General features: G+C 51.4%; 22 protein-coding genes and 2 tRNA genes. 8 read left to right on the forward strand and 16 right to left on the reverse strand.

Going from position 1 to position 21,569, the window contains the following annotated elements; translation table 11 throughout:
• Position 1: 1 nt before the first annotated feature.
• Positions 2-511, reverse strand: a complete 510-nt coding sequence (locus tag ASAC_RS01255) for a 50S ribosomal protein L11 (RefSeq protein ID WP_013266163.1) — start codon at positions 509-511, stop codon at positions 2-4.
• A 183-nt stretch (positions 512-694) separates the two neighbouring features.
• On the opposite strand from ASAC_RS01255, the gene ASAC_RS01260 reads away from it, so the two are divergent.
• Positions 695-2,647 (forward strand): aldehyde ferredoxin oxidoreductase N-terminal domain-containing protein, encoded by a 1,953-nt coding sequence (locus ASAC_RS01260; protein ID WP_013266164.1) that lies wholly within the window; start codon positions 695-697, stop codon positions 2,645-2,647.
• Positions 2,648-2,711: 64 nt separating this feature from the next.
• Here the strand turns inward: ASAC_RS01260 and alaS are convergent, their stop codons facing one another.
• The 4 genes from alaS to ASAC_RS01280 form a co-directional block, all read right to left on the reverse strand.
• Complete coding sequence (gene alaS / locus ASAC_RS01265; protein ID WP_048812939.1) at positions 2,712-5,459, reverse strand: alanine--tRNA ligase; 2,748 nt, start codon at positions 5,457-5,459, stop codon at positions 2,712-2,714.
• A gap of 98 nt (positions 5,460-5,557) precedes the next feature.
• The gene (gene rpl12p, locus ASAC_RS01270; RefSeq protein ID WP_013266166.1) at positions 5,558-5,902 is read right to left on the reverse strand and encodes a 50S ribosomal protein P1; all 345 of its coding nucleotides are present in this window, start codon (positions 5,900-5,902) and stop codon (positions 5,558-5,560) included.
• A gap of 337 nt (positions 5,903-6,239) precedes the next feature.
• A complete protein-coding gene (locus tag ASAC_RS01275) occupies positions 6,240-7,274 on the reverse strand; it encodes a 50S ribosomal protein L10 (protein ID WP_013266167.1) in 1,035 nt (344 codons plus the stop codon).
• A 7-nt stretch (positions 7,275-7,281) separates the two neighbouring features.
• The gene (locus ASAC_RS01280; RefSeq protein ID WP_013266168.1) at positions 7,282-7,926 is read right to left on the reverse strand and encodes a 50S ribosomal protein L1; all 645 of its coding nucleotides are present in this window, start codon (positions 7,924-7,926) and stop codon (positions 7,282-7,284) included.
• 143 nt (positions 7,927-8,069) lie between these two features.
• Here ASAC_RS01280 and ASAC_RS01285 point away from each other — a divergent pair.
• Positions 8,070-8,144 (forward strand) — tRNA-Arg (locus ASAC_RS01285).
• Between the two features lie 643 nt (positions 8,145-8,787).
• Positions 8,788-9,498, forward strand: coding sequence for a R.Pab1 family restriction endonuclease (locus ASAC_RS01290; protein WP_148217087.1), 711 nt, complete (start codon positions 8,788-8,790; stop codon positions 9,496-9,498).
• Here ASAC_RS01290 and ASAC_RS01295 read toward each other — a convergent pair.
• The 3 genes from ASAC_RS01295 to ASAC_RS01300 all read right to left on the reverse strand — a co-directional run bounded on the left by ASAC_RS01295 (position 9,488) and on the right by ASAC_RS01300 (position 12,295).
• Positions 9,488-10,897: an SAM-dependent methyltransferase gene (locus ASAC_RS01295; RefSeq protein ID WP_048812714.1), complete on the reverse strand. Its 1,410-nt coding sequence runs from the start codon at positions 10,895-10,897 to the stop codon at positions 9,488-9,490. The genes ASAC_RS01290 and ASAC_RS01295 overlap by 11 nt on opposite strands.
• Positions 10,872-11,081, reverse strand: coding sequence for an AbrB/MazE/SpoVT family DNA-binding domain-containing protein (locus ASAC_RS07680; RefSeq protein WP_083773991.1), 210 nt, complete (start codon positions 11,079-11,081; stop codon positions 10,872-10,874). The genes ASAC_RS01295 and ASAC_RS07680 overlap by 26 nt, the downstream gene beginning before the upstream one ends.
• A 443-nt stretch (positions 11,082-11,524) precedes the next feature.
• The gene (locus tag ASAC_RS01300; RefSeq protein ID WP_013266172.1) at positions 11,525-12,295 is read right to left on the reverse strand and encodes a hypothetical protein; all 771 of its coding nucleotides are present in this window, start codon (positions 12,293-12,295) and stop codon (positions 11,525-11,527) included.
• Between the two features lie 88 nt (positions 12,296-12,383).
• Here ASAC_RS01300 and ASAC_RS01305 point away from each other — a divergent pair, with 88 nt between their 5' ends.
• Both ASAC_RS01305 and ASAC_RS01310 read left to right on the forward strand, forming a co-directional pair.
• Complete coding sequence (locus ASAC_RS01305; RefSeq protein ID WP_048812940.1) at positions 12,384-12,644, forward strand: hypothetical protein; 261 nt, start codon at positions 12,384-12,386, stop codon at positions 12,642-12,644.
• A gap of 16 nt (positions 12,645-12,660) precedes the next feature.
• Positions 12,661-12,996 carry a hypothetical protein gene (locus ASAC_RS01310; RefSeq protein WP_013266174.1) on the forward strand — a complete coding sequence of 112 codons (336 nt, stop codon included), beginning with the start codon at positions 12,661-12,663 and terminating at the stop codon, positions 12,994-12,996.
• Here the strand turns inward: ASAC_RS01310 and ASAC_RS01315 are convergent.
• From ASAC_RS01315 to ASAC_RS01330, 4 genes are all read right to left on the reverse strand, one after another.
• Complete coding sequence (locus ASAC_RS01315) at positions 12,974-13,330, reverse strand: hypothetical protein (RefSeq protein ID WP_013266175.1); 357 nt, start codon at positions 13,328-13,330, stop codon at positions 12,974-12,976. The two genes, ASAC_RS01310 and ASAC_RS01315, sit on opposite strands and share 23 nt — an antisense overlap.
• A 135-nt stretch (positions 13,331-13,465) precedes the next feature.
• On the reverse strand, positions 13,466-14,509 hold the full coding sequence (gene twy1, locus ASAC_RS01320; protein WP_013266176.1) for a 4-demethylwyosine synthase TYW1: 1,044 nt from the start codon (positions 14,507-14,509) through the stop codon (positions 13,466-13,468).
• Between the two features lies 1 nt (position 14,510).
• Positions 14,511-15,536, reverse strand: coding sequence for an NAD(P)/FAD-dependent oxidoreductase (locus tag ASAC_RS01325; protein WP_013266177.1), 1,026 nt, complete (start codon positions 15,534-15,536; stop codon positions 14,511-14,513).
• 256 nt (positions 15,537-15,792) lie between these two features.
• Positions 15,793-16,464 carry a GntR family transcriptional regulator gene (locus ASAC_RS01330; RefSeq protein WP_013266178.1) on the reverse strand — a complete coding sequence of 224 codons (672 nt, stop codon included), beginning with the start codon at positions 16,462-16,464 and terminating at the stop codon, positions 15,793-15,795.
• A gap of 92 nt (positions 16,465-16,556) precedes the next feature.
• Between ASAC_RS01330 and ASAC_RS01335 the strand changes: the two genes are divergently transcribed.
• The 3 genes from ASAC_RS01335 to ASAC_RS01345 all read left to right on the forward strand — a co-directional run bounded on the left by ASAC_RS01335 (position 16,557) and on the right by ASAC_RS01345 (position 18,322).
• Complete coding sequence (locus ASAC_RS01335) at positions 16,557-16,991, forward strand: hypothetical protein (protein ID WP_013266179.1); 435 nt, start codon at positions 16,557-16,559, stop codon at positions 16,989-16,991.
• Positions 16,992-17,173: 182 nt separating this feature from the next.
• Positions 17,174-17,288, forward strand: a tRNA-Tyr gene (locus tag ASAC_RS01340).
• A 62-nt stretch (positions 17,289-17,350) separates the two neighbouring features.
• Positions 17,351-18,322 (forward strand): MBL fold metallo-hydrolase, encoded by a 972-nt coding sequence (locus tag ASAC_RS01345; RefSeq protein ID WP_238523618.1) that lies wholly within the window; start codon positions 17,351-17,353, stop codon positions 18,320-18,322.
• A gap of 146 nt (positions 18,323-18,468) precedes the next feature.
• Here ASAC_RS01345 and ASAC_RS07835 read toward each other — a convergent pair whose 3' ends face one another.
• The 4 genes from ASAC_RS07835 to ASAC_RS01360 all read right to left on the reverse strand — a co-directional run bounded on the left by ASAC_RS07835 (position 18,469) and on the right by ASAC_RS01360 (position 21,561).
• On the reverse strand, positions 18,469-18,630 hold the full coding sequence (locus ASAC_RS07835) for a hypothetical protein (RefSeq protein ID WP_013266181.1): 162 nt from the start codon (positions 18,628-18,630) through the stop codon (positions 18,469-18,471).
• 154 nt (positions 18,631-18,784) lie between these two features.
• The gene (locus ASAC_RS01350) at positions 18,785-19,597 is read right to left on the reverse strand and encodes a formate dehydrogenase accessory protein FdhE domain-containing protein (protein ID WP_013266182.1); all 813 of its coding nucleotides are present in this window, start codon (positions 19,595-19,597) and stop codon (positions 18,785-18,787) included.
• Between the two features lie 6 nt (positions 19,598-19,603).
• Positions 19,604-20,710: an electron transfer flavoprotein subunit alpha/FixB family protein gene (locus ASAC_RS01355; RefSeq protein ID WP_013266183.1), complete on the reverse strand. Its 1,107-nt coding sequence runs from the start codon at positions 20,708-20,710 to the stop codon at positions 19,604-19,606.
• Positions 20,707-21,561: an electron transfer flavoprotein subunit beta/FixA family protein gene (locus tag ASAC_RS01360; RefSeq protein ID WP_013266184.1), complete on the reverse strand. Its 855-nt coding sequence runs from the start codon at positions 21,559-21,561 to the stop codon at positions 20,707-20,709. Before ASAC_RS01360 ends, ASAC_RS01355 begins: the two co-directional genes overlap by 4 nt.
• Between the last annotated feature and the right edge of the window lie 8 nt (positions 21,562-21,569).

The following is a 21,569-nucleotide window of genomic DNA, read 5'->3' on the forward strand; positions in this document are numbered from 1 at the left end:
CTTAGCGGGAGGCCCACTCAGGCTCGTACTTGCTTATTATTTCATCATAAGCGCCCGCGTCCACGTCCTTTATGACTTCCTTTGGGTCTTTGTTGTCCACCGTTAGCCCTATGCTCTTGGCGGTGCCAAGCACGCTCTTAACGGCCGACTTTAGGGTCTTAGCGGTTATCTTAGGCTTTACCATTAACGAGACCTTGACTATGGACTCAAAACTTACGTTGCCTATCTTCTTGTGGGCCGGATCGCCACTGGGAGCGTCGACGCCTGCCTCCTTGAGCAGTAACGCTGTAACGGTAGGGATCCCGACCTCTATGCGATAAGATTTTGTCGTCATGTCAACTGTTATCTTTACAGGCACTGTCATGCCCTTAAAGTCCTTTGTCTTATTATTGATCTCATCTATTACCTGCTTGACATTTAGGCCTAGGGAGGATAAAGTTGGGCCTAGGGGCGGGCCGGGCTTAGCGTTTCCCCCTTCTATCTGAATGTTTATTATCTTCTCCTGCGGCACCCGTAGCACCTCTCATAACTGACTTGCCTTGGGTTATAAAAGTTTCAGCTACTCATAGTTTCATGAAATTTTAATATAAAGCCATTAAACGAAACCTAATTTGATCTAAGGCCGGTCCTATACTTATTTAACTTCCCTTACAAAACTATTCCTAACGGAGATAAATGGAGGTGCTTAACTTAAATGGGGTTCAAAGTGCTTTATGTCGATGCCACAAAACGTTCTTATAAGATCGAATCCATAAACGACCCAGAGCTCTTTGGGATAGTTGACCTTGGGCTTCAGATACACTTAGACATGAAGAGTTATAACGTAGACCCTCTGGACCCTGCCAATCCCCTTGTGCTTGGAATAGGACCCTTTGCAGGCGGCGCCGTTGTTGGCAGCCACAGAATAGTGGCCATCTTCAAGAGCCCAGAGAGCAGGGGCCTCCACGTGAGCGAGATGGGAGGGGCCGGCTACTCATTCTTCAGGACTGGACTTGACGCAATTGTGATTACCGGCAGAAGCGAGAGGCCCCTGCTCATAAGGGTTATAGGTGGCTCTAACGGCGAAGTCTCCGTGGACTTCTCGGATATAAGCTTTGACGAGCTTAACAGGATATACTCGAACTACTCAGGGCTCAGCGGCACTAAAGCGCTAACTAAGTACGTTGTTGACATGGACAGGGACCTCATAGTTAAGAATCACGCCAGAGTGGCTGTGGTGGGGCCTGGAGCCTATAAGACCCTCTTCGCAGGTATCTTCAGCTACGTCCTAGATGACAAAGGCAACTTGACAGAAGTCTCGGACTCGGCCTCTAGGGGCGGCGGGGGCTCTGTTATGGCACAGGCGCACAACGTTGTGGCCATAACTTTTGGTGGGACTTACAAGAGGCCTAATCCAAACCTTTCAAATGTTCAGATACTCAACAAGATCACACAGGAGGTCTACAAGAAGCCCTTCTCGCAGGCGCTCCTTGACAAGACTACCAAGTATAGGTTTGACCCAGCCTCTAAGACGGGAGGCACGTTTGGCGAGAACTACCCACACTACAAAGAACTTGTTCCAGTGCTCAATTATAACCACGTGTACTTAAGTCGTGGCCTCAGGCTTGAACTACACGGGAAAATTATGGACTACTTCTGGCGTCCATTCCAGGACGAGGTCTTTGACGGAGGAAAGCTCACGCCTGCCTCCAAGAACTGCGGCGAGCCGTGCCCTGTCGTCTGCAAGAAAATATTTAATAAGGTCAAGATAGACTATGAGCCTGCCCATGGAGTTGGTCCCATAAGTGGGATCTTTGACATAAAGAAGAGCGCAGAGCTAGTGGACCTGGTTGATAACCTGGGACTCGATGCCATAGAGGCAGGCCACTTCGTGGGATGGATATTCGACCTCATAGACAAGGGATTGCTGAACCCAGAAGATGTGGGGCTTGACAAGAGGCCGGTGATGGATCCAAAGCTCCAGGGTCTGGAGGCCAGCAAGGTGAACGCTGAGCTGGCCAGGAAGCTCCTCATAAACCTAGTAAGCGATGATACCACTAAAGTCCTTAAGATAGTGGGCTCCATGGGGCTCAGGGCCGCGGCCAAGGAGCTCGACAACCTCTACAGCGACCGCGTGGCCAAGAGCGGTGTTAAGTTTGAGGATCTCCTGGTGTATGCAGCCTTTGGCAAGAGCGGTTACTTCACACCGAACTTTTACTGGTCGCCAGGGGTCCTCGCGCCGCTCTTCGTGCTTGGCAAATACTGGACCGACTACTCGCCGGCATTTAGAGAGCCTGAGGACTACGCCTCCGCAGCGCTACGGCGCGCGGTGATGGAACTGCTAATAGCAAACGCCGGGTTCTGCAGGTTCCACAGGGGCTGGGCCGAAGAGGCCCTTGCGGGCCTCTATAAGGAGATGCTTGGGGTTGACCTGGACGTCTATAAACATGGCCTCTTGACCTATAAGAGAATAGCCGAGTATCAGGCCAAATCCGAGGCTACGCCAGAGCCTTGGGAGTCCAGAAAAGTCATGGACGCCATAGCTTCTCTCGCTGCTGAGACAGGCGTACATGGCTGGGAGGACTCCATGTACCACACCGAGAAAATGGCTGAGTGGTGGAACAGGTTCTACAAGAAACTCCAGGAAGAGCTGAATAAGGTCTCTTGACATCTATAAATGACATGCTGTTTTAAGTGGCCACTGTTGTTGCCGGTAACTGCGACAAATGTCATCAGCTCTGAGCATTCTGAGATACTATCCTGGAAACGGAGCGCTTTATTATGGCATCAACCTTCTCTGGGACCTCGCTAGTGAAGAAACTTCCGTAGGTGCCCCTGCCTCCGCCGGTAACCTTGAGCTCTGATGAAATTGCCGCAAGTATTGCCTCCGCGCTCAGTATCCTGGAGGCCTCCCTGCCTATGCCAAGTTCGTATCTGTAGCCCTTATCCTCTTTAACGGCTACAGTTATGACTGAGTTTATGAACTCGTCAGTTAGCTCCTTTAACGCGTCGCGCGCTGACTTCACGTCAGGCTCTGGGTACTCCAAGGTCGCTACAATAAGACCATTAACCTTGCTTGAGACTATGAGACCCTTGGCAGTGCTAAGCCATAGGCTACGGTAAGCCTTTACCGACTCCTTCAGCTTCATCAACTCATCTTTAAGCTCCTTGACTTTATTCAGCTCCTCTCCACCTTGCGATCCTAGCTCTGAGGACAGCTGTGTCATCCTATCTTCGAGGGCCGCCATCTCTTCAGGAACCCTCGTACCTGCCACGAACTCAAGCCTAACTACGCCATCCTGTATCTTCTCTACATTGATTATCTTTATGCCTCCTATGTCGCCAGTGTTTGTCACATGCGTCCCGAAACATGCTTCAACGTCCCAGCCCTGGACTTCCACAACTCTTATCTTACGCTCCATTGGAACTCCGCCCTCGTAGAGCACAAAGCCATACTTGGACTCGGCCTCATTGCGGTCCATGTAGGCCTGCAGCACTGGCCTCCTCTCATCAATGACTCTGTTTGCCAGCTCTTCTATCCTTCTGACCTCCTCCCTTGTAAGGGGTTTATGGTGAGTTATGTCAAGCCTTGCCTTCTCAGGCGTCTTCTCCGCTCCTGCCTGCCATACATGGTTACCTAAGACCCTTCTTGCGGCCCCGAGTATTATGTGGGTTGCCGTGTGATGCCTCATAAGTCTAAACCTGCGGACCCAGTCTATCTCTCCCCTGGCCTCGCCACATGAAGCATTATCAACGGCCCTGTCGAGCTTGTGAACTATCACGTCACCTGCCTTCTGAACGTCCACCACGTTATACCTTTCACCGCAGATCTCCATAACTCCTACGTCGTTAAGCTGGCCGCCGCCGGTGGCGTAGAATATCGTTGAGTCCAATACCACGTACTCGCCCTTGACACCCAATATCTTAGCGGTAAAGCTCCTTGCATAGGGGTCCTTGTGGAACAGCAGCTCCGTTGGTTTAAACTGGCGGGCCCAAGAGACCACGTCCTCCGGCAGGGAGCTCTTCTCCTCTATGGAACGTACCTTGGCAGGGGCCCTGTGCCTGGCCGCCACCAGCGAGTAGAAGTTGCGCGGCACCAGCACGGTTATACCCTTCTTAGCCGCAGCCTCTGCAGCGACCTCTGGAGGTATACCATAGCTGTCGTAAAGCTTAATGAGGGTCTCCAGGCTTGCCCCCTGTGACAACTCGCGCAGGACTAGCTTCTCGCCCCTCCTAAGCAGGTCCTTGTACCTATCCTCCTCAAGGCCGACCGCCTCAATGATGTAGCTCCTGTTCTCCTTGAGCTGCGGGAAGTCGGAGCCCCAGAGGTCTATCTGCATATCAACAATCTTGGCAAGGTCATAGTTCTCGTTGAGAAGCCTGAGCTGTCTCAGGGCCCTCCTTATCACCAGCCTGGCAAGGTAGCCCTCCCCCGAGTTGCTTGGAACAACTCCATCGCCCAACATCATTGCTATGGTCTTGCTGTGATCCAGCACGCTGTAAAGCCTTGCCTCGCGCTCCAAAACCTGCCTGACCTCGCTCAGGGGAGCGCCTGTTGTCTTTGAGACCTGCTGGTAAAAGGCGTCAAGGCTCCCCTCCACGTCGGGGTTGAACTTAGCCGCAGCCCTGAAGGCTGCCCAGAGGTACTCCTCAGGGGGCCTCGGAAGGCCTAGCTCGCTCCTCGCCTTATCCAGTAGCTGGCCATAGATGGCGTGGAAGGCTGTTGGAGTCTTCTGCGTGAACCAGGCCATACGCTCAACTCCGTAGCCTGTGTCGACGATTTTCAGCGGGAGCTCCACGTAGTTGCCATTTTCATCTATCTTGTACTGCATGAATACCAGGGTTGCTAATTCGAGTCCGCCGACGGTGACCTCAAACGATGGCCCAGCGTTGCCTCCTCCCTCCCACCAGGACTCCTTAAACACTATGAGGTCCCCGGGTATTCCAAGCTCCTTGGTGAAGAACTCGTAGGCGTACCTCACGGTCTCGTCTTTCCAATAGACCTGCTTGTCAGGGTAGTTGAATGCGTGGTGCGCGGCCATCTCAAACGTGGTCAGGTGCCTCCCTATGGTGAGGCCTACGTTATCTATATCCTCAAGCCTTATACAAGGCTGGCTTATCACGAGGGGGTTTGCAGGGGGCGGCACCAGGCCGCTGGTCACGTGCGGCTGAAAGTCCACGATGCTTGCTATTGTCAGGTAAAGGTCCTCACGCCACCTGGCCACCACAGGCCTTGGCTGAATCGGCGTGTGGCCGTGCCTTGCAAAGAAATCTATGAACTTCCTCCTGGCCTCCGCCACAGTTAGTCCTGGCACTGAGGGTATCCTGTCAAACCAGTAATCAGTGTCGGGCACGTCCTGGCAAGTGTCAAAGCTAGCATTGAGCGTCCAGAAGAAGTCCCCTCCAACCCTGCACTGCTTCCTCTGATACCCCTGCTCCTTGAAGAAGGGGAGCCTATACTCGCTAGGGTTCACCTGAATTGGCAAGCCTTACACCTTCCGTCCTTCCTTACTAGGGTAGAACTTTGACGTTAGTAAAATAGGTTTCTTCCAATATCGGTGGAGTTTCGTGCAGATGTTCACATGCCGAAGAGCCCTGAGAGGCCTGCGCTGATGTCAGCCTCGCTGGCCTCGCTCTTCTTCTCTTCCTCCTTCTTCTGCTCCCCTCCCTGCTGCGCAGGCGCCTGCGCAGGGGCCGCCGCAGGCGCTGCCGCTGGGGCGGCCACGCTCACTGCAGTGGCATTCTTAAGGACATCCTCAAGGTTTAGCTGTGAGAGGCTGGCAACGAGCATCTTAACTTTCGCATCGTCCACCTGAAGGCCTAGGGCCTCAACTACCTTTTTGAGATTGTCCTCGTTTATCTGGGCCCCCGCGTAGTAAAGTGCAAGGGCCGCATGCACGTAGGCCTTGCCTTCCTGTGCCATACTCCATCAACCCCTTTCCAGTAGCTGTTATAGCAGGGGAGTTATAAAGAATGTTGCTGAGTTAACGTGTTGACCAAGACCTGGGTACTTGGCATGGCGAAAGAGCATAGACAAGGCTGAAGCTTTTCAAAAGATTTTCGACGATGTCGTCATATCATCAACTTGACTAAAGACATTATATGTTAAGGCCTTGCTGCCCTATAACTTAGGGGATCTTTAAAAAGACGTCTGATACGGCTTAAGGTCCCCTGCAGCAGAGGAAAAGGGAGCCTATGTCGCTGGTGGGCCTTGCCGGCTAGTAGCGGCGCAAGAGACAGCAATTCTCTAAACAAAAGCGCTACGAGCCGAAGAGCCCTGAGAGGCCTGCGCTGATGTCAGCCTCGCTGGCCTCGCTCTTCTTCTCTTCCTCCTTCTTCTGCTCCCCTCCCTGCTGCGCAGGCGCCTGCGCAGGGGCCGCCGCAGGCGCTGCCTGCACCACCTCAAGGCCTAGCTCTTTAGCTTTATCGCCAAGAGCTGCTATGATAGAGGTCTCTTCAGCGACCGCCTGCTCAATAGCGGCCTTAGCAGTGTCGGCGTCTAACGCTAGCTCGCCGGCCCTTATTACTGAGAGGGCCTCTAGCTCTGTCTCAACTGCCAGCATCTGCACAACCTCGGGCACCTCGAAGAACCCTATGGTCTTAGCAAGGTAGGTGCTCTCCTGCTCCGACCTTATTATGTCGTTCTTCGTCGCCTCAAGGTCTATGTGCAGCACATCACCAGGTATGACTGTTTCGCCATCCCATGCCGCAACTATGTCAAGTCCTATCTCCATGGGCTGTATGCCTAGCTGCTGCAGAAGGCTTGCAAGGTCAGGGGATATAACATCGCCCTTTTTGGCCACGACCGTATCGCTCTTTATGTATATGGTTCCCTTCCTGACCTCGTAGGGTATCTTAAGCTTTCCAAACACGCTTACCATGGGGCCAGGCCTGATGCCTGTGTCGCCTTCGGGTACTACTATGTCCTTAGTTGCCACCTGCCCTGGCTTGGCTGGCGCGGGCATCTTCAGCTTATCTATTGTCAAGGTTAGCAGGAACGGGTTCTCATTGGTTGCTATCACAAGAACCCCGTGCTTAAGGTAAGGCTCTATCTTCTCCTTCTTGAGGCCACGGCGCTCGAGCGCCAAGTAGACAAGGTTTTTCTTGGCTACGGTCATTATTGCCTTGCCACGGAGCTCCTTCCTTATCATCTGAAGCTGCTTGGCAGGCAGCCCCTCTAAGTCGGCGAAGAGAACATACTTGTTCTCCGCGAATATTTTCTCAAGCTCTGCCACCCTCTGTTTCTTATATTCTGGCGGCTCGGGTCTGCCTTTCTTCTGGATCATTATTGCCATGTTAACATCACCTCAGCGGCACTTCCACGGGTGTACCCATAGTAGTCTTTATATAAATGCCTCCTATCTTGGCTGCCCCTATCCTTGACTCCACCACAGAGAGGACGGCATTTACGTTGTCAACGAGCTCTTCAGGCTTCATTGACGTAGTTCCTACCCTGCTCATTATCTGTGGCTGGCCCCTGATCCTGACCCAGGCGGCCCTCTTATAGTTGTTGACGAACTCTGTCAAGTTGGCCCTGGGCGGTATAGGAGTTGGCACCTTGCCCCTCGGTCCTAGGGCTGGGCCCAGGACGCTGCCAACAAGACCCATGAGATCGGCCTGAACAAGAACCCAGTCGCACGAGCGGCCTATGGCCTTGACCCTCTTCTTGTCACCACGCATGGCGTTCAGATCGTCCCTTGAAATGGTGGTTACGCCAAGCTTCTTAGCCTCAAGCAGAAGGTCACCCGCAGCCACCACGCAGACGTTTGGCTCCTTGGCAGGCTTATGAGGTAAGAACACAACTTCCCTCAGTCTGCCCTCTGGGCTCTTGACATCAAAGTCCTTGAGGGTAACTATGAGTTCTACCGCCTGCTCGAACTTCGTCTTCTTGGAGAGCGAAAGCGCCCTGTTTATATACTCTATCAGGGCCTCTTGCTGTAAGGGCACGCCTTGACACCTCTTTGCAGCCTTAGCCTTACGCGGTGTATAAGAAACCCTGTGGGGTTAAAAAGCGGTTTCCTAGCCTTAGACAAGCCTTCCGGCATGCGCCCTGACAATGTTTTTAAGCAATAAGCGCCCTTAGTCTTTTGGGACCCGTAGCTCAGCCAGGACGGAGCGTCGGCCCTCTAAGCCGATGGTCGGGGGTTCAAATCCCCCCGGGTCCGCTATAAATCATAAATTTCATTAAGCTATACTTTTCAGATCCATATAAACTGGTTATGGTTCCCAATTTATGAGAGGACTGGGAACTCATGGAAGAAATAGGAAAGGATATCGACAGGGAAGAGTGGTTCAGCAAGATTAATATTAATGCAACAAATAGCGATATTAGGTTTAATATTATAAATTTCTTTAAAACAAGATGGGCTTTAACGAGGCTTGCTCTAAATTAAAAGCACCAAATCAAGCCTGCATATATAGGCAAAGGAGGGTGCCTGATGAAGTTGTAAGGGAACCCCTAAATTATTGAGTAAAGAAGAGTTTGATAAATAGTCGTAGGATGGAATAAATTAAAGACATTAGGAGTCGTAAAAATGAATCTATAGACTATTCCTTGGGATTAAGGGAGGGAGCAAACCATGCGATTGGGTCTATTTAAGCAACAATACCTTAAAATTAATAGAAAATATCTCTCCTAGACGCTTAAACAAAGGCCAGGTAGCAAGTATGCAAAGAGAAACAACTTGATTTTACCAATGCCTAGGGAAGCAGCCAGATTTATACAGTCAAGAGGTTTGGGTTTCTGTTGAATCTTGGGGTGCTCCATTTAGGGCGTTGCAAGTATAGTTATAGAAAGGTATAAAAATAATGAAAGGTGTTGTTGAATTGGGAAGTAATAAAATGTCTAAAAGCAATGCATCTATCAAATGCGAATTTGACAAGAACCAAAAAAGGGTATCCTGTATTCTGCCTATCACTTCACCTACTTCAAAGATCCGACTTAAACGAAACGGTTATGAACCGATCGCGCCTCGCAGTACAGTGATAACTGATAAAGACTATATAGAGTGGCAAATATCATACCGAGACCCTAATGGGAGACTTATTGAGTTTGGTGAGTGCCTTGACAAGGCGCTAAATAATGATACGAATCTTAAAATGGAAATTAAGCGAGTTGTTGAAGAATACAGAAATGTCGATACGTTTGACAAAAAATTTACAATACAGAGAATCGAAGATAATAGATATTACAATGAATTTAAACTAATAAATGAATTAACTCCTATTTTAAGGTTAGATGGCCTAACAGATAACTATTATATTGATATAATACTAAAGCCAAAGCAAAGAGCTGTAGGTTATCAAGCGATGGTGTTTCTCTATATCCCATGTGAGAAAGCACTTCCTTTAGAAGACGGACAAAAACTAATTGGCAGAAAGGCCTATCAGAATGAGAAAGTAAAGGTGTTTCTTAACAGTGACCACATATTAGGGCTGTTAAAATCTTTTCTATTAGCGTCGGACACTCATAGAAAGGATATTCTTAATATATTAAGGTATTTAAATGTTAATGTTTAACGAGCTCCTCTATTTTCCCCTTAATTACGTTGAACACCTTCTCCGCCTCCCTCTTATTCCCTTCCCGCAGGAACTTAACCATCCTGAGGTATTCCGACCTGACCCACTCCTGGAAGTCCATGGACGGGACGGGGACTTTCACTTTCCTCAGCTCAGAGATGGGTATGGTCACCGTCCCGACCCCCCTTTTCAGGCTCTCCAGCTGCCTCTGGCCCAGCTCGGTCTGAAGGAACATGGCCAGGTAGTGCGGCAGTATCCTCCTCTTGTCAACCTTTATAATGTATATCCAGTCGTCAGCCACGCCCAGGTCAGACTCGTCCACGATGACCGCGCACCTGCCAGCGGACCCCACGCCGACTCTGACGAACACTATATCATCTACCTCAACGTGACCACGCCTCTTATCCATGTCGCTGCCTGGCTCGATGAACTTCTCATCCCTCCTGAAGTCTATGCCGAGGGGGGTCACAACCTTTGCGGATATGAACCTCAGCCCCCTGTCTGCGAACCTCCTGCGGGGGCCGTACTCGGTGGCGCCCGCGTGGATGTCGAGGACGAGCTCCCCCAGCTCCTTTACTGGCAGGGAGCCGCTGAACTTCACTTCCGCGGCGCTGTAGCTCTTCGGGTGGAGGCTGTCAGGCCTCACCCTGGCCCACAGGCCCTTCCTCTCCCTGTACACCCTGATTACCTCCTGAAGCTCGTCGAGGTCCCTGGCCTCATACATGAACACCTCATCATTGTCGCCCCTGGCCTTCCTGAGGAAGAGGACGGAGGTCTTGGAGGTCGTGCTCAGGCTCGACCTGAATATCCCCCTGGGCAGCGAGACGACCCCCAGGACCTTGTACTTCAATATGAACCTCCTCACATACTCGTAGTTCTTGTTGATGAATATGCCGTCAGGCAGTATTATCCCAATGACGCCGCCTGGCCTGGCGAGCGTGATGAACCTTTCAAGGAAGAGGACCTCGATGGCCTGCGACCTCCTGCCCCTGCCCAGTTCATACAGCTCCAGCCTGCTGTCGCGGACCCTGCCGAACTTAGCGCTGAAGGGGGGGTTGCCCACGACTAGGTCAAAGGAATTGGCGGGCAGGGCATCATCCTGAGGGAAAAGGGGGTTCATGACAAGGGCGTCGCCGATGAGGACTTTAGCGCTCTTCCTCACGTGTTCTGGCATGCGATTAAGGACTGACCCATCGATGTCCATGCCCCAGACCTCCCTGAACCCGCTCCTGAGCAGGGCTGAGAGGAACACCCCATCGCCGCACGCGGGGTCCACGGCCCTGTTCTTCTCCTGGACAAACGTTGAGGCGAAGTCAACGATAAAGTTAGCTACCTCTGGCGGAGTGAAGAACTGCCCGTACACCTTTTCCTTTCTACTGAAGTGGTTGTCCGCCTGCAAGCCCATAACTCACCTTTCTCAGGGGCCTGACCACAATTACAAGTTCTTTACCTTCAGCTCTAATTTCCCAGTTGAGCTTATCCCCCTCTGAAAGGTTGAATTGCCTGACAATGCCCGCAGGAACGGTGGTTCTTAAGGATTTGCTTTTCGATGTAGCTTTGGTAAGCACAGTGATTTCCCCCATTGCCTATCACCTATCATAAATATAGGTAAAATCATTTATAAAGCTTTTGGTATAAATTTTTATCTAAATTTTAAATAGGTAAACTATTAGGTAAGACTGTTGGTATGAAGCTTGAGCCCATATTGGGAAAGCCTGAGAATAAGAGAGCAATAAGAGGTTATGCAATACTTGCTAAAGGAGATGAGCTGAAACAAATAAAGGAGAATGCATTCAGAGTCCCTTCTCAAAACTCTGTCTGAGAAATACTATTGCGTAACCAGTAAGAATGGAGAATGGCTCTGCGCCTGCCAGATCACAAAGACATGAAACTCGGAAACCCTTTTTATGATTTGATTAAGCCCTCTAAGCCGGTGATCGGGGTTCAAAAGCCCCAGGCCCGCCCTTGGCTTCTCTTCGCTAGAAAACGTTGACATCTCTAGCTTTTATAAGAAAACAGTTTCACACTAAGAATAGGCCGTTAAGTTTAAAAGGGTCATGGAAATGTAATTCGCAGCCCCTGTCCCAACAGTAATTTGTGCTGCAACTGGCACACCATCTAGGTTGATTACGCCCGCACTGACGCTATAAGCGCCGCTAGTGCCTAAGAATGAGGTCTGCGGCGTAATGGTTATCTCGACGCCCCTGTAGCTCTTACCGTTAAACACTATTGGTGTGAACAGGTATCCTACAGTGGCGTCGGTGCTTCCTGGCTGGCCATCAAGGAGGTCCTTCCAATTTATATTATAATATGAACTGAAGTACGAGAGCCCGTAGAGAGGCCCAAGGCCGGGGAACGCCTCAAGCGATATAGTGCCCGTGAATGGGTTATATGATATAGTTGCGCTCGTGAGCAAGGGCGTAATGTAAGAGGACATATTAGAGCCGCTCACGTTCCGCTTAACGCCCCCCATGTTCATGTAAATCCATGTTATGTTAGTGCTGTTATACCCAAACTCCACAAAGCCAAGCTCATAGCCCGACGAATTAGTGAGAACGATATAAACTGTCCTGTTAGGATAATTCTTGAGCGTGACATAGTACGTATCCCCTGAAGGGGAAACATACATCTTATACTCAAGTGATGAGACCTTGGAGAGGACAAGGCCGAGGGGCCTCTGCGCTGTTATTGTGAGTAACGTGGACCTATAGGAATAGTAAAACGCTATGCCTATGGAGCCTACTATTATCGTTGCTGCGAATAAGGCTATTGTTAAGATCGCCAGCTTTCCTAGCAAGCTCTACACCCTTCCTCTGCTCTGCCTGCTAAAACGATAGGTTTTAAGTCTGTGTAGACCTACGCTCGCGGAGGTGGAGCCTGAGACTATGACAGTAGGTAAGGTAAGGGGAGTTAATGCAATGGGAACGCTGGGCTGGACAACGGTAAGATGTAGGGTGTGCGGGAGGCTGCTGGATTTGAGCGGCCAGAGGCCGGGAAGCAGGAGGTTCGAGGCCGTCTATATGTGCCCAAAGTGCGCAAAAACCCTTGACGCATACTTCTGCGCCGCAGATGCCAGATCGCTGAAGTACCGCTGCCCCTTCTGCGGTTCGGAGCTAGTACTTGCCACGCCCGTGATAAACGAATGACCAGATGGGTCTCCTTATGATTGAGAAAAACCTGTTGGATGGCAACTATGTGATTAAGCTTGAGTCCGAAGGGTTGAAAACCTTCATAATTGACACCGATGTAGGACTTAAGCCTGGTGTAAGAGTTGACTGCGTGAAGGCACTTAACTATAATGGCATAAAACTCTGTTACGTCAAACGCCCTGAGGGCTGCACGCTTGTTGTGCTCATCACTGAAAACCGCAGTGAGGTTATAGGGTGCTATGTGGTGGGCTATGCGGGCGCTGCTGAAGGCGCTCGCGACAAATGCGCGCAATGCGCGAAGGAGTTCTCAGCGGCCATCGACGCTGCTACTGCCAGCAAGGTGCAGTGACATTATAATAGCCGTAACCGTAAATTTCCCCTAGCTCGGCTATTGACACAAGTCTGCATATATAGTTCATGTCTAGGCCCAGGGATTCGCACACCCTTAACACGCTGTGAAGCGTCGGCCTCCTTATGGACTCCCTGAGGGCATGTCTAACCTGAGGGGCTGCCCCCTTAGCATATCTTAAGGCTGATGCCAAGAGCCTCATACCGTCGCTGTTTACCTCCTCGTTCTTAGTAAAGTACAACCAGTAGTTGGTGAGCAGCTTAATCATAATCCTGGCTATCTCCCTGTTACTTTTCTCAAAAGGTGAACCCTCAGGGCTTGCACCCCTCTCCATTGCTACATCAGCTCGGTAGCGATGCGAGGCCTCATCATAGGGCTTAGATGCGCTCTTTCTTTAAAACCTTCTGGCGTGGGTAAATAAATCCTTATCATAGCTTCTTGACCCCGAAAGCTTTGGAAGCATGTAAAGTCATGCAGTATCCTCGTATTCTCCTGGCGCTGATATGTCCGGCGAGTTCCAGTCAACGGGAGCATTGCCATACCTTACGGGCTTTTCAAGCTTGGAGAGCAGCACAACCCTGCTCGGCATACTTTCACTAACTATCGGATACCCTGTGAGCTCGCTGAGCTTCTTGGCCACCTCTTTAACCTCCCAGTGCCTCGGCATATTGTCAAGGCGTAGCCTCCCCCTGCTGGCTCCTACATACATGTATGCTTTTACCTCTATGTAGTCAGGCCTACCTATGTCGACGAGCCTGGCGAAGCCTTTGAGCGCCGTCTCGTTATCGTTGTACCCCTTAACTATAGTTATCCTGTAAACCGTTGTTGAAGAGAAGCTTGGAAGCATCTCCAAGGTTTCTAGGGTCAACTCCCACGCCCTTGGAACCAGGGGCCTGTTGAAGTAATTGTAGGACTCCTTGTCCCACGACTCTAAGCTAATATAGATCTGATTAGGCTCCTCCTCTAGATTAGCCAGGACATCAGGTCTTACCCCCCTTGTGACCAAGAACGTTGATATGCCCCTTCTGTGGAACTCCCTTATCAGCTCGCCCAGCCTGGGATAAAGCGTCGCCTCGCCGGTCAAACTGATCGCCACGTGTTTTGGCATTGTGGCCTCCTTGTACATCTGGGGCGAAACGCCTGGCCTCCCCTTGTAGCCACTTATGATTCTCCGGTACTCCTGTATGGCCTTTTCTACTATCTCCTTAGGGTCGTCAGCGAACGGCATGCGCGTCTCGTTCCACTCTATTCCAACATCCTGGGGTCTGAGCCTCCAGCAGTGAAGGCAGGCGTTCCAGCACCAATGGTTGGTGACGCTGAGCTGTATGCACCTGTGGCTCTCTATGCCGTAGAACTTGCCCTTATAGCAGAACCTTCCTTCGACGAGGGCGGCGTGATTCCAGTAGCACTTCTTTACAGAACTATGGTTACCTATTATGTGGTAGCCCTGCTTTACAAGTTTTTGGTTCAACATGTTGTAAATCTCTTTCTCCTCTACCTGCCTCTCCTCCAACTTACTTTGCCGCCTCCTTGCTAGCCAGCGCAGGCCTCCTTACAAGCCCGTGCTCTGTCAGGTATGTGTAGGCGCTGTAGGCGGCTATAGCCCCTGATGCGGCGGCATTGACTATCTGCCTGAAGCCGCGCCACAGGCTTATCGCGTCACCTGCAGCAAAGACCCCAGGAAGGTTGGTCTTCATCCACAAGTCTGTCTTCACGTAGCCAAGCTCATCAACCTCAAGGCCTAAGGACTGGTACCAGTCCTTGGGGGGCTCGAAGCCTATCTCTATGAACACTCCATCCACGTTAAGCTCTCTAATGCTGTTGTCGACGTTGTTCTTTACTACAACGCTCCTAACCAGCTTGTCGCCCTTAATCTCGGTAACCACTGAGTTGAGGACAAACTCTATGTTAGGCCTTGACATGGCTTCCTGAACGTAGAAGGGCTTCGCCCTGAACTCGCTCCTCCTGTGTATCAGGTATACCTTCTTCACGTAGCCTGAAAGCAGTATGGCCCCTTCAAAGGCCGCGTCTCCACCTCCTACCACGGCAACAGCTTCCTTGCCCTTATAGAGCGGCGCGTCGCAGATGCTGCAGTAGCTTACGCCCCTGCCGGCAAACTCATTTTCTCCAGGCACGTTTAGCTTCCTTCTCCTGGAACCGACGGCAAGTATTATCGTCTTAGAGTAAACGTCCAGCCCCCTAGTCCCAGTTACGTGGTATTCATCGCCCTCTCTGGAGAACTTCTGGACAGTTATGTTAGTGTAGATAGGGACCCCGAAGAGCTTCTCTGCATGCTCCCTGAAGCGTGATATGAGCTCTGTCGCGCTAATCGAGAGCGTGGCAGGATAATCATCAACTACGTTAGTTAAGTTGAGTTGACCTCCGACGTCCTCAGAGACCACCACAGTCTTGAGCAGGAACCTTGACGCATAGACGGCTGCAGAGAGCCCCGCAGGCCCTGCGCCTACTATGAGCACGTCATAATGCTCTCCCTTGGGAGGCACCTTAAACTGAGGTAAGGCTCCAAGTCTCAGTGACATGTCGCTTCACCACCTTTTCTCTCAATCTCAGATCAACCTTTTAAAGTAGACTAAATACATGCTCCGCCACAGGGAGCGCCTTTAGCCACATGACTGGGCAACGACAAGCTATGCCCTTCGGACATAGGGGAGGCCAATAGCAAAGTCTTAGCACACGTCAACTTCGCTAGCTAACGCCATTTACCTGCAGCCACGCGCGGCCGATCACATGAGCCATTTTAATCGATGTAAGTTAATGCCAGCGACTCATTTAAAATCAAACTAGTATGCCCCCAACCATTCTCTTTGACTTTATGAATTCAATTAAGTTCATCTGATGCTTAAGCGCTGCATCGTGCGCCTCTTTAGGGTCCCCCTTCTCTATGGCTTCATAGATCCTCCAGTGCTCTTCTATTTCCTGTTCAACTCTATTGCTTGATGCGAATAGATCCACCCTGACTATAGCCAACTTGTTCCTTAGATCCTTAAGTATATCCCTTAGGTACTCGTTGCCGCTCATGTCGGCTATTATGTCGTGGAAGTAGCTGTTGGCCTGGGCCAGGGCCAGCGGGTTGCTCCTATCGGCTTTCTTGAAATTCTCGGCCGCCTCCCTTAGCTTACTGAGCATAGCTGGGTCCCTGTTTTCAGCCGCCTTCTCTGCCGCCAAAGCTTCAAGGACTGCCCTTACTTCGAATATCTTTAGTATTTGCTCCTTCGTCAGAAAAGAGACATGATAGCCATCGCTAAGTTTCACTACAAGCCCTTCCTTCTCAAGTTTGTGAAGCGCCTCCCTCACGGGTGTCCTGCTCACGTTGTAGAGCTTAGCTAACGTAGTCTCGCTGAGCTTGTCCTTGGGCTCGAATCGCCTTCCAAGGATATCATTCTTTAGCATCTCATAGACCATGTCAGAGTACTTAACCGACTTCTCGTTATTCTCCTCTGCACACATCTCTGCTCCCTTCTCAAAATAAAGCTATAAAAGAGAGAAAATAAACTTGCTCTTTTAAGCGAAGAGATGTTTATACTATCAAGGAGTGAACCGTGAGCTCGTCCTTACATGAGGAGTATTACGAGCTCCTGTGGAGGGCTGTTAAGTTTGGACTCTCGGAGGTACGCTCAGGCTGTGTTGACGCAAAAACGCTAGAGGGCGAGTGCGTCAAGTCAAGAGGCTATAGATCGTTTGTCGAGATGCCTCTCTACATCAGGCTGCTGTGCGCCTCCTCGGCGGTCATTGCAGAGCTCATGTGTGACTACTTTAGCGTGATTGCGGATTATGTGGCCTCTAATGGGCTGGATAGGGATGGCCTGTGTCAAGAGCTAAGGGAGGCCGATCTCCTGTTAGTCGTCATAAGCTCTACGTTAGCTGAGGAGGCCGCAGAGTATAAGATCCATGATAGTGTCTACGAAGCTTTTCAAAACGCGGTTAGTAACATTAGGGGCCTATCCAAGTCCCTCTGCCCTGACGACCACAACTAGCCGATATAATGGCTCTTGTTACTTGGAGCTGGAATGGAACCATTTAATATTGAGCGATTGCCTTTCCTATCTCGTGGAAAGGGAGGCAGTCGCAGAGCAGGAAGCCTTATGGAAACCTCTCTGCTACACTGTGATTTCAGTAAGGCTTAAAACAACAGGGCACGAACAGGATACCAGGCAGGCCCGCCGTAGCTCAGCGGTCAGAGCGCCCGGCTGTAGTGGGACGGGGCGGCTGGAGGCCTAGCCCCTCCGGCCGACACCGGGTGGTCCGGGGTTCAATTCCCCGCGGCGGGACCAGGGCCTGCCACTCTATAGCGGCTATTTTTAAGTTGGGCTAACGAGGCAGCAGGGGATACAGCTTGTTAGCTGCTGTGATGCCGAACGGGGCAATACTGCTAGGGAACAACGTAGTGGCCGACTCCTACCATAAAAGGCCTATAAGGGTCGTCACACATGCCCATGAAGACCATACCAAGTACCTTAGCCGGAGCATCTCTGAGAGCCTGTTCATCGCAGCGACCCCTGTCACCCACGAGTTCCTTAAGGTCTTAGGATACTCGATACCTCAGAGCAAGGCGCTGCTGCTTGACTATTATAAAGAGGTGGAATTTGACAATGAGAAGTTAAAGCTTATACCGTCAAGGCACATAGCTGGAAGCGCCCAGGTAATGGTGGAAACCCCTCAGGGCACCGCTGGCTATACCGGTGACTTCAAGATGCCTGGCACCCCTCCCCTGCAAGACCTTGACGTCCTAGTAGTAGATGCCACCTACGGTAGTCCTCACCTATCCAGAAAAGGAACCGAGTGGGACGCCCTGGGGGCTCTAGTCAATATTATAGAGGTGGAGTCGCCTAACAACCCCATAATAATATATGGTTATAATGGAAAACTTCAAGAAATAATGGTAGAGCTGAGGATAAGGGGCGTTTCAGGCGCCTTCCTGGCCGACGAGACCACCCTGAAGCTTGCTAAGATAGCCTCAAAATTTTATAACGTGGAACTGGGTGATGTGAGGCTCTACAGCAGGGACGAGCTTCTCCCAGGGTCCATAGCATTTATCCACCTATCCAAGTCCTCGTCAATGATAAGGGTGCCGGCTGTTCACGTGATACTTACCGGTACCGAAAGGCGGGGCCCTGCTGTTAAGGTTAACGATAAGGTTTACAGGGTTTCCTTTAGTGACCATGCTACCTTCTGGGAGGTGGTGGACTACATAAGGGAGTCAAGGCCAAGGAAAGTCATAGTTGACGCCTCGCGGGGCTTCGACTCTAAGTTCATGGCCAAATATCTTTCGAACGTACTTAATATAGATGCTGTGTCAGAACCTTAGGTGACCGTTATGGGCGCACAGGGGCAGAAGGAGGGAGGGCGGCCAGACCCCAGGCTCGTTAACACAAGGGCTTATCTAAGCCACCTCTCCGAAGCCCAGCTGGGCCCAGTTCTTATGTCACTAGGCATAGTCCTTGCCATAGCTTCTTATGCCCTGAAGCGGCTTACTACGTTTTCGATTGATCTCTCCCTGGTGGGGCTCACATCGGCTATGGTAGGGTCTGCTATGGAAATGGCCTTCCTACTCATAGTCTCAAGGGCCCTTGACGTAATGTTAGGGAGGAGATACAACATGTTGTTTAAGGTCATTGGAATAGCCGCGATGATGACCGCCTATATGATTATAATAGGTATGCCTATACTTGGGGCCTACTTGAAGAGGCTAATGGTGAGAGAGGGCCTAGCTGAAGGCGACCTTTCCGGGCAGCAGAGCGTGATGGCCCTTAATCCGCTCTGGCTTTACTCACTCCTTACCTTCGGTTTCATCCTCTTCCTTGTCCAACGAAACCTCAGCACCAGGCTCCTGAGAGCCATTGACAATATCCTTGGGCAGGGCAGTTCTGAACCTCTCAGCAGCCATAGCTAGAAGCGGCAGGACTATGCTAGGCGCCGAAGCCATCTCTTCATCCCAAATAACTCTCCAGTATGAGCCGCACTCCTGGCAGAACATAAGGCCATACTTCCACTCCTTGTCCATGAAGGTCCCAAGCTTAAACTTATTATCATTTCCACAGAAGGGACAAACGGGCGAGCCCCTGCCAATGACCCATTCATAGCCGCAGAGGTGGCACACCATCACATACTTGTCTCCCCTCTTAACCATGGTGCGGCTCTCTGCTCCACAGAGGGGACAGTAGGGCGACAGGTGCTCTATGGAGCCGTTCTCCTTGAAGTACCTGCTGGCGTAGGCCCTCGCTATAGCCTGGAATGCTATTAAGGCGCTTTTTGCCCCCTCCTGGGAGACGTCGCCAGAGATGGCCCTTGCCAACACGTCATCTACAGAGTCAGGGTTCAGGCTTTCACCGATGGCCTTAGATGCATAGACCGCCTCCTCCCTTAGGACGCCGTCATTGCTCAGCCTCGCCAAAAGGTCCTGCAGGGTTAGGCCCTGGGACCATATCTTGTCAATGACCTTCGTCACATCATCCATTATCTTCAGCTGGACCTCCTCTACTTTCCTGGAGAGCTCAACGTTGACACGAAGCCCAAGAACTCCAGCAAACCTGCTGAGGCTCCTCTCAAAAAGCCTTAGTCGCTCGTCTTCCCCCTGGCTCAAGTCAGGTCACTCTACTCTGGGGGTCTCGCCCCTCTTCACTTGCTCCTTCAGATCCTTAAGCATCTTTATCAGATGCGGTATGACCTCACGATAGTCTGCAACTACGCCATAGTCACACTGCGAGAATATAGGTGCCGTTGGGTCCTTGTTTATGGCTACCACGACCTCGGCCTCCCTCACGCCGAACATGTGCTGCGCCGCGCCGCTTATGCCAACGGCCATGTATATGACTGACTTTAACGATTTGCCTGTCTGCCCTATCTGCCTTTCATGAGGTATCCAGCCTAAGTCTACGGCCTTCCTGCTGCCTCCCACGACAGCGCCCATGGCGTTGGCCAGCTCCTGCAACATCTTGAAGCCCTCGGCGGTTCCAAGGCCCTTGCCACCGCCTATCACCAGCTCCGCCTTCTCTATGGGCACCTCAGTCCTTGGCACTACCTTGCGTGAGACGAGCCTTGCCTTAGGCTGAGGTACATAATCCACCTTTTCCTCTATTATCTCTCCCTCCCTGCTTGGATCGCGCTGAGGCAGGGGGAACACGTTGGGTCTTGCCGTCGCCAGCTGAGGCCTTCTGTTGGGCGTCCTTATATATGCCAGCAGCACGGCGCCAAAGGGCGGCCTTATCTGAAAGACATCCCTGGTCTTCTCATCAACGTCAAAGTCTGTGCAATCAGCAGTTATTCCTGCCCGCAGGTGGTTGGCTATGTAAGGCGCCAGCTCCCTTCCCTTCATAGTGCCGGCCACGAAGACCATCTCAGGCTTGTACTTCTTGATTAAGCTCACAGCGACCTCCCCATAGACGTTGGGCGCGTAGGAAGAGAGACGAGGATCGTCGACGACTATGACCTCGTCAGCCCCATACTCTATGAACTGATTTGCGAACCTCTTTACATTGCTGCCAAGGAGTACGCCAGTTATCTTAACGTTGAGCTTGCTCGCCACCTTCTTAGCTGGCGTTAGCATCTGCAGGCTCGGCTCTATAATGCCGTTCTCATCTACTTCACCTATAACCCAGACGCCCCTGTACTCGCTGTTGTCCCTGCACTCCCACTCAGGGCAAAGTTTGTCGCAGTCCTGCGAGCCCGCTGAAGGAGGAGCGGTCCACTGACTCATGCCGCGTCACCTCCCTCCTTAAGGGCCTTTATCAGCGCCTTGGAGGCCTTCTCATCAGAGAGCAGCGACTTGAGTATCCACTTAGCGGCGTCCTCGCCATTCTTGGGCACGTAGACCTGCTTCTTTCTCGGAACCTCTGGGACGTCGACGGTCTTCGCAACAAAGGTTGGTGAGCCCTTAAGTCCGGTGCACCTTGGGTCTAGCTTCAGATCATTGTTAGTCCAAGTCATCATGATGCTGGGGTTTGCCTTGAACCTTATCTTATTAATCAGCGTGACGGGCCTTGGCTTCAGAGATTTCATAGCGACGTTTATTATGGCTGGAAGATCTACCTCCCACTCCTCTATGGCCTCTTCAAGTATTCTCTCCACCCTTAACTTTCCATCCTCCGTTAGCCATGCGTTTCGGACATAATATATGTAAGGCCACTCAAGCCAGCTGGCGGTCTGTGCGGCTATATGGGCAGTGCTGGAGTCCGTGGTCTCCTGGCCGAAGACTACTAAGTCGACTTTGCCTATCTCCTTATCAATTTTCTTTATTGCGTTAGCCAAAACATAGCTTGTAGCCAGGGTGTCGGCCCCAGCATAGGCCCTGTCAGTTATTAGTATGGCCCTGTCGACGCCCATGCCCACTAGGTACTCAAGGCCCTTTGCCGCTGGAGGAGGGGCCATAGAGATGGCTATTACTTCGCCGCCATACTTGTCCCTCAGCCTGAGGGCCAGCTCTGCCGCAGGCAAGTCGTGCGGATTAACTATGCTCGGAACTCCCTCCCTTATCAGGGTACCGGTCTTGGGGTCTATCCTCACCGACTGAGTCCCAGGAACCCACTTTATGCCTACCACTATCCTCATGCGCTCAC

This window comes from Acidilobus saccharovorans 345-15, assembly GCF_000144915.1.
Taxonomy (GTDB): domain Archaea; phylum Thermoproteota; class Thermoprotei_A; order Sulfolobales; family Acidilobaceae; genus Acidilobus; species Acidilobus saccharovorans.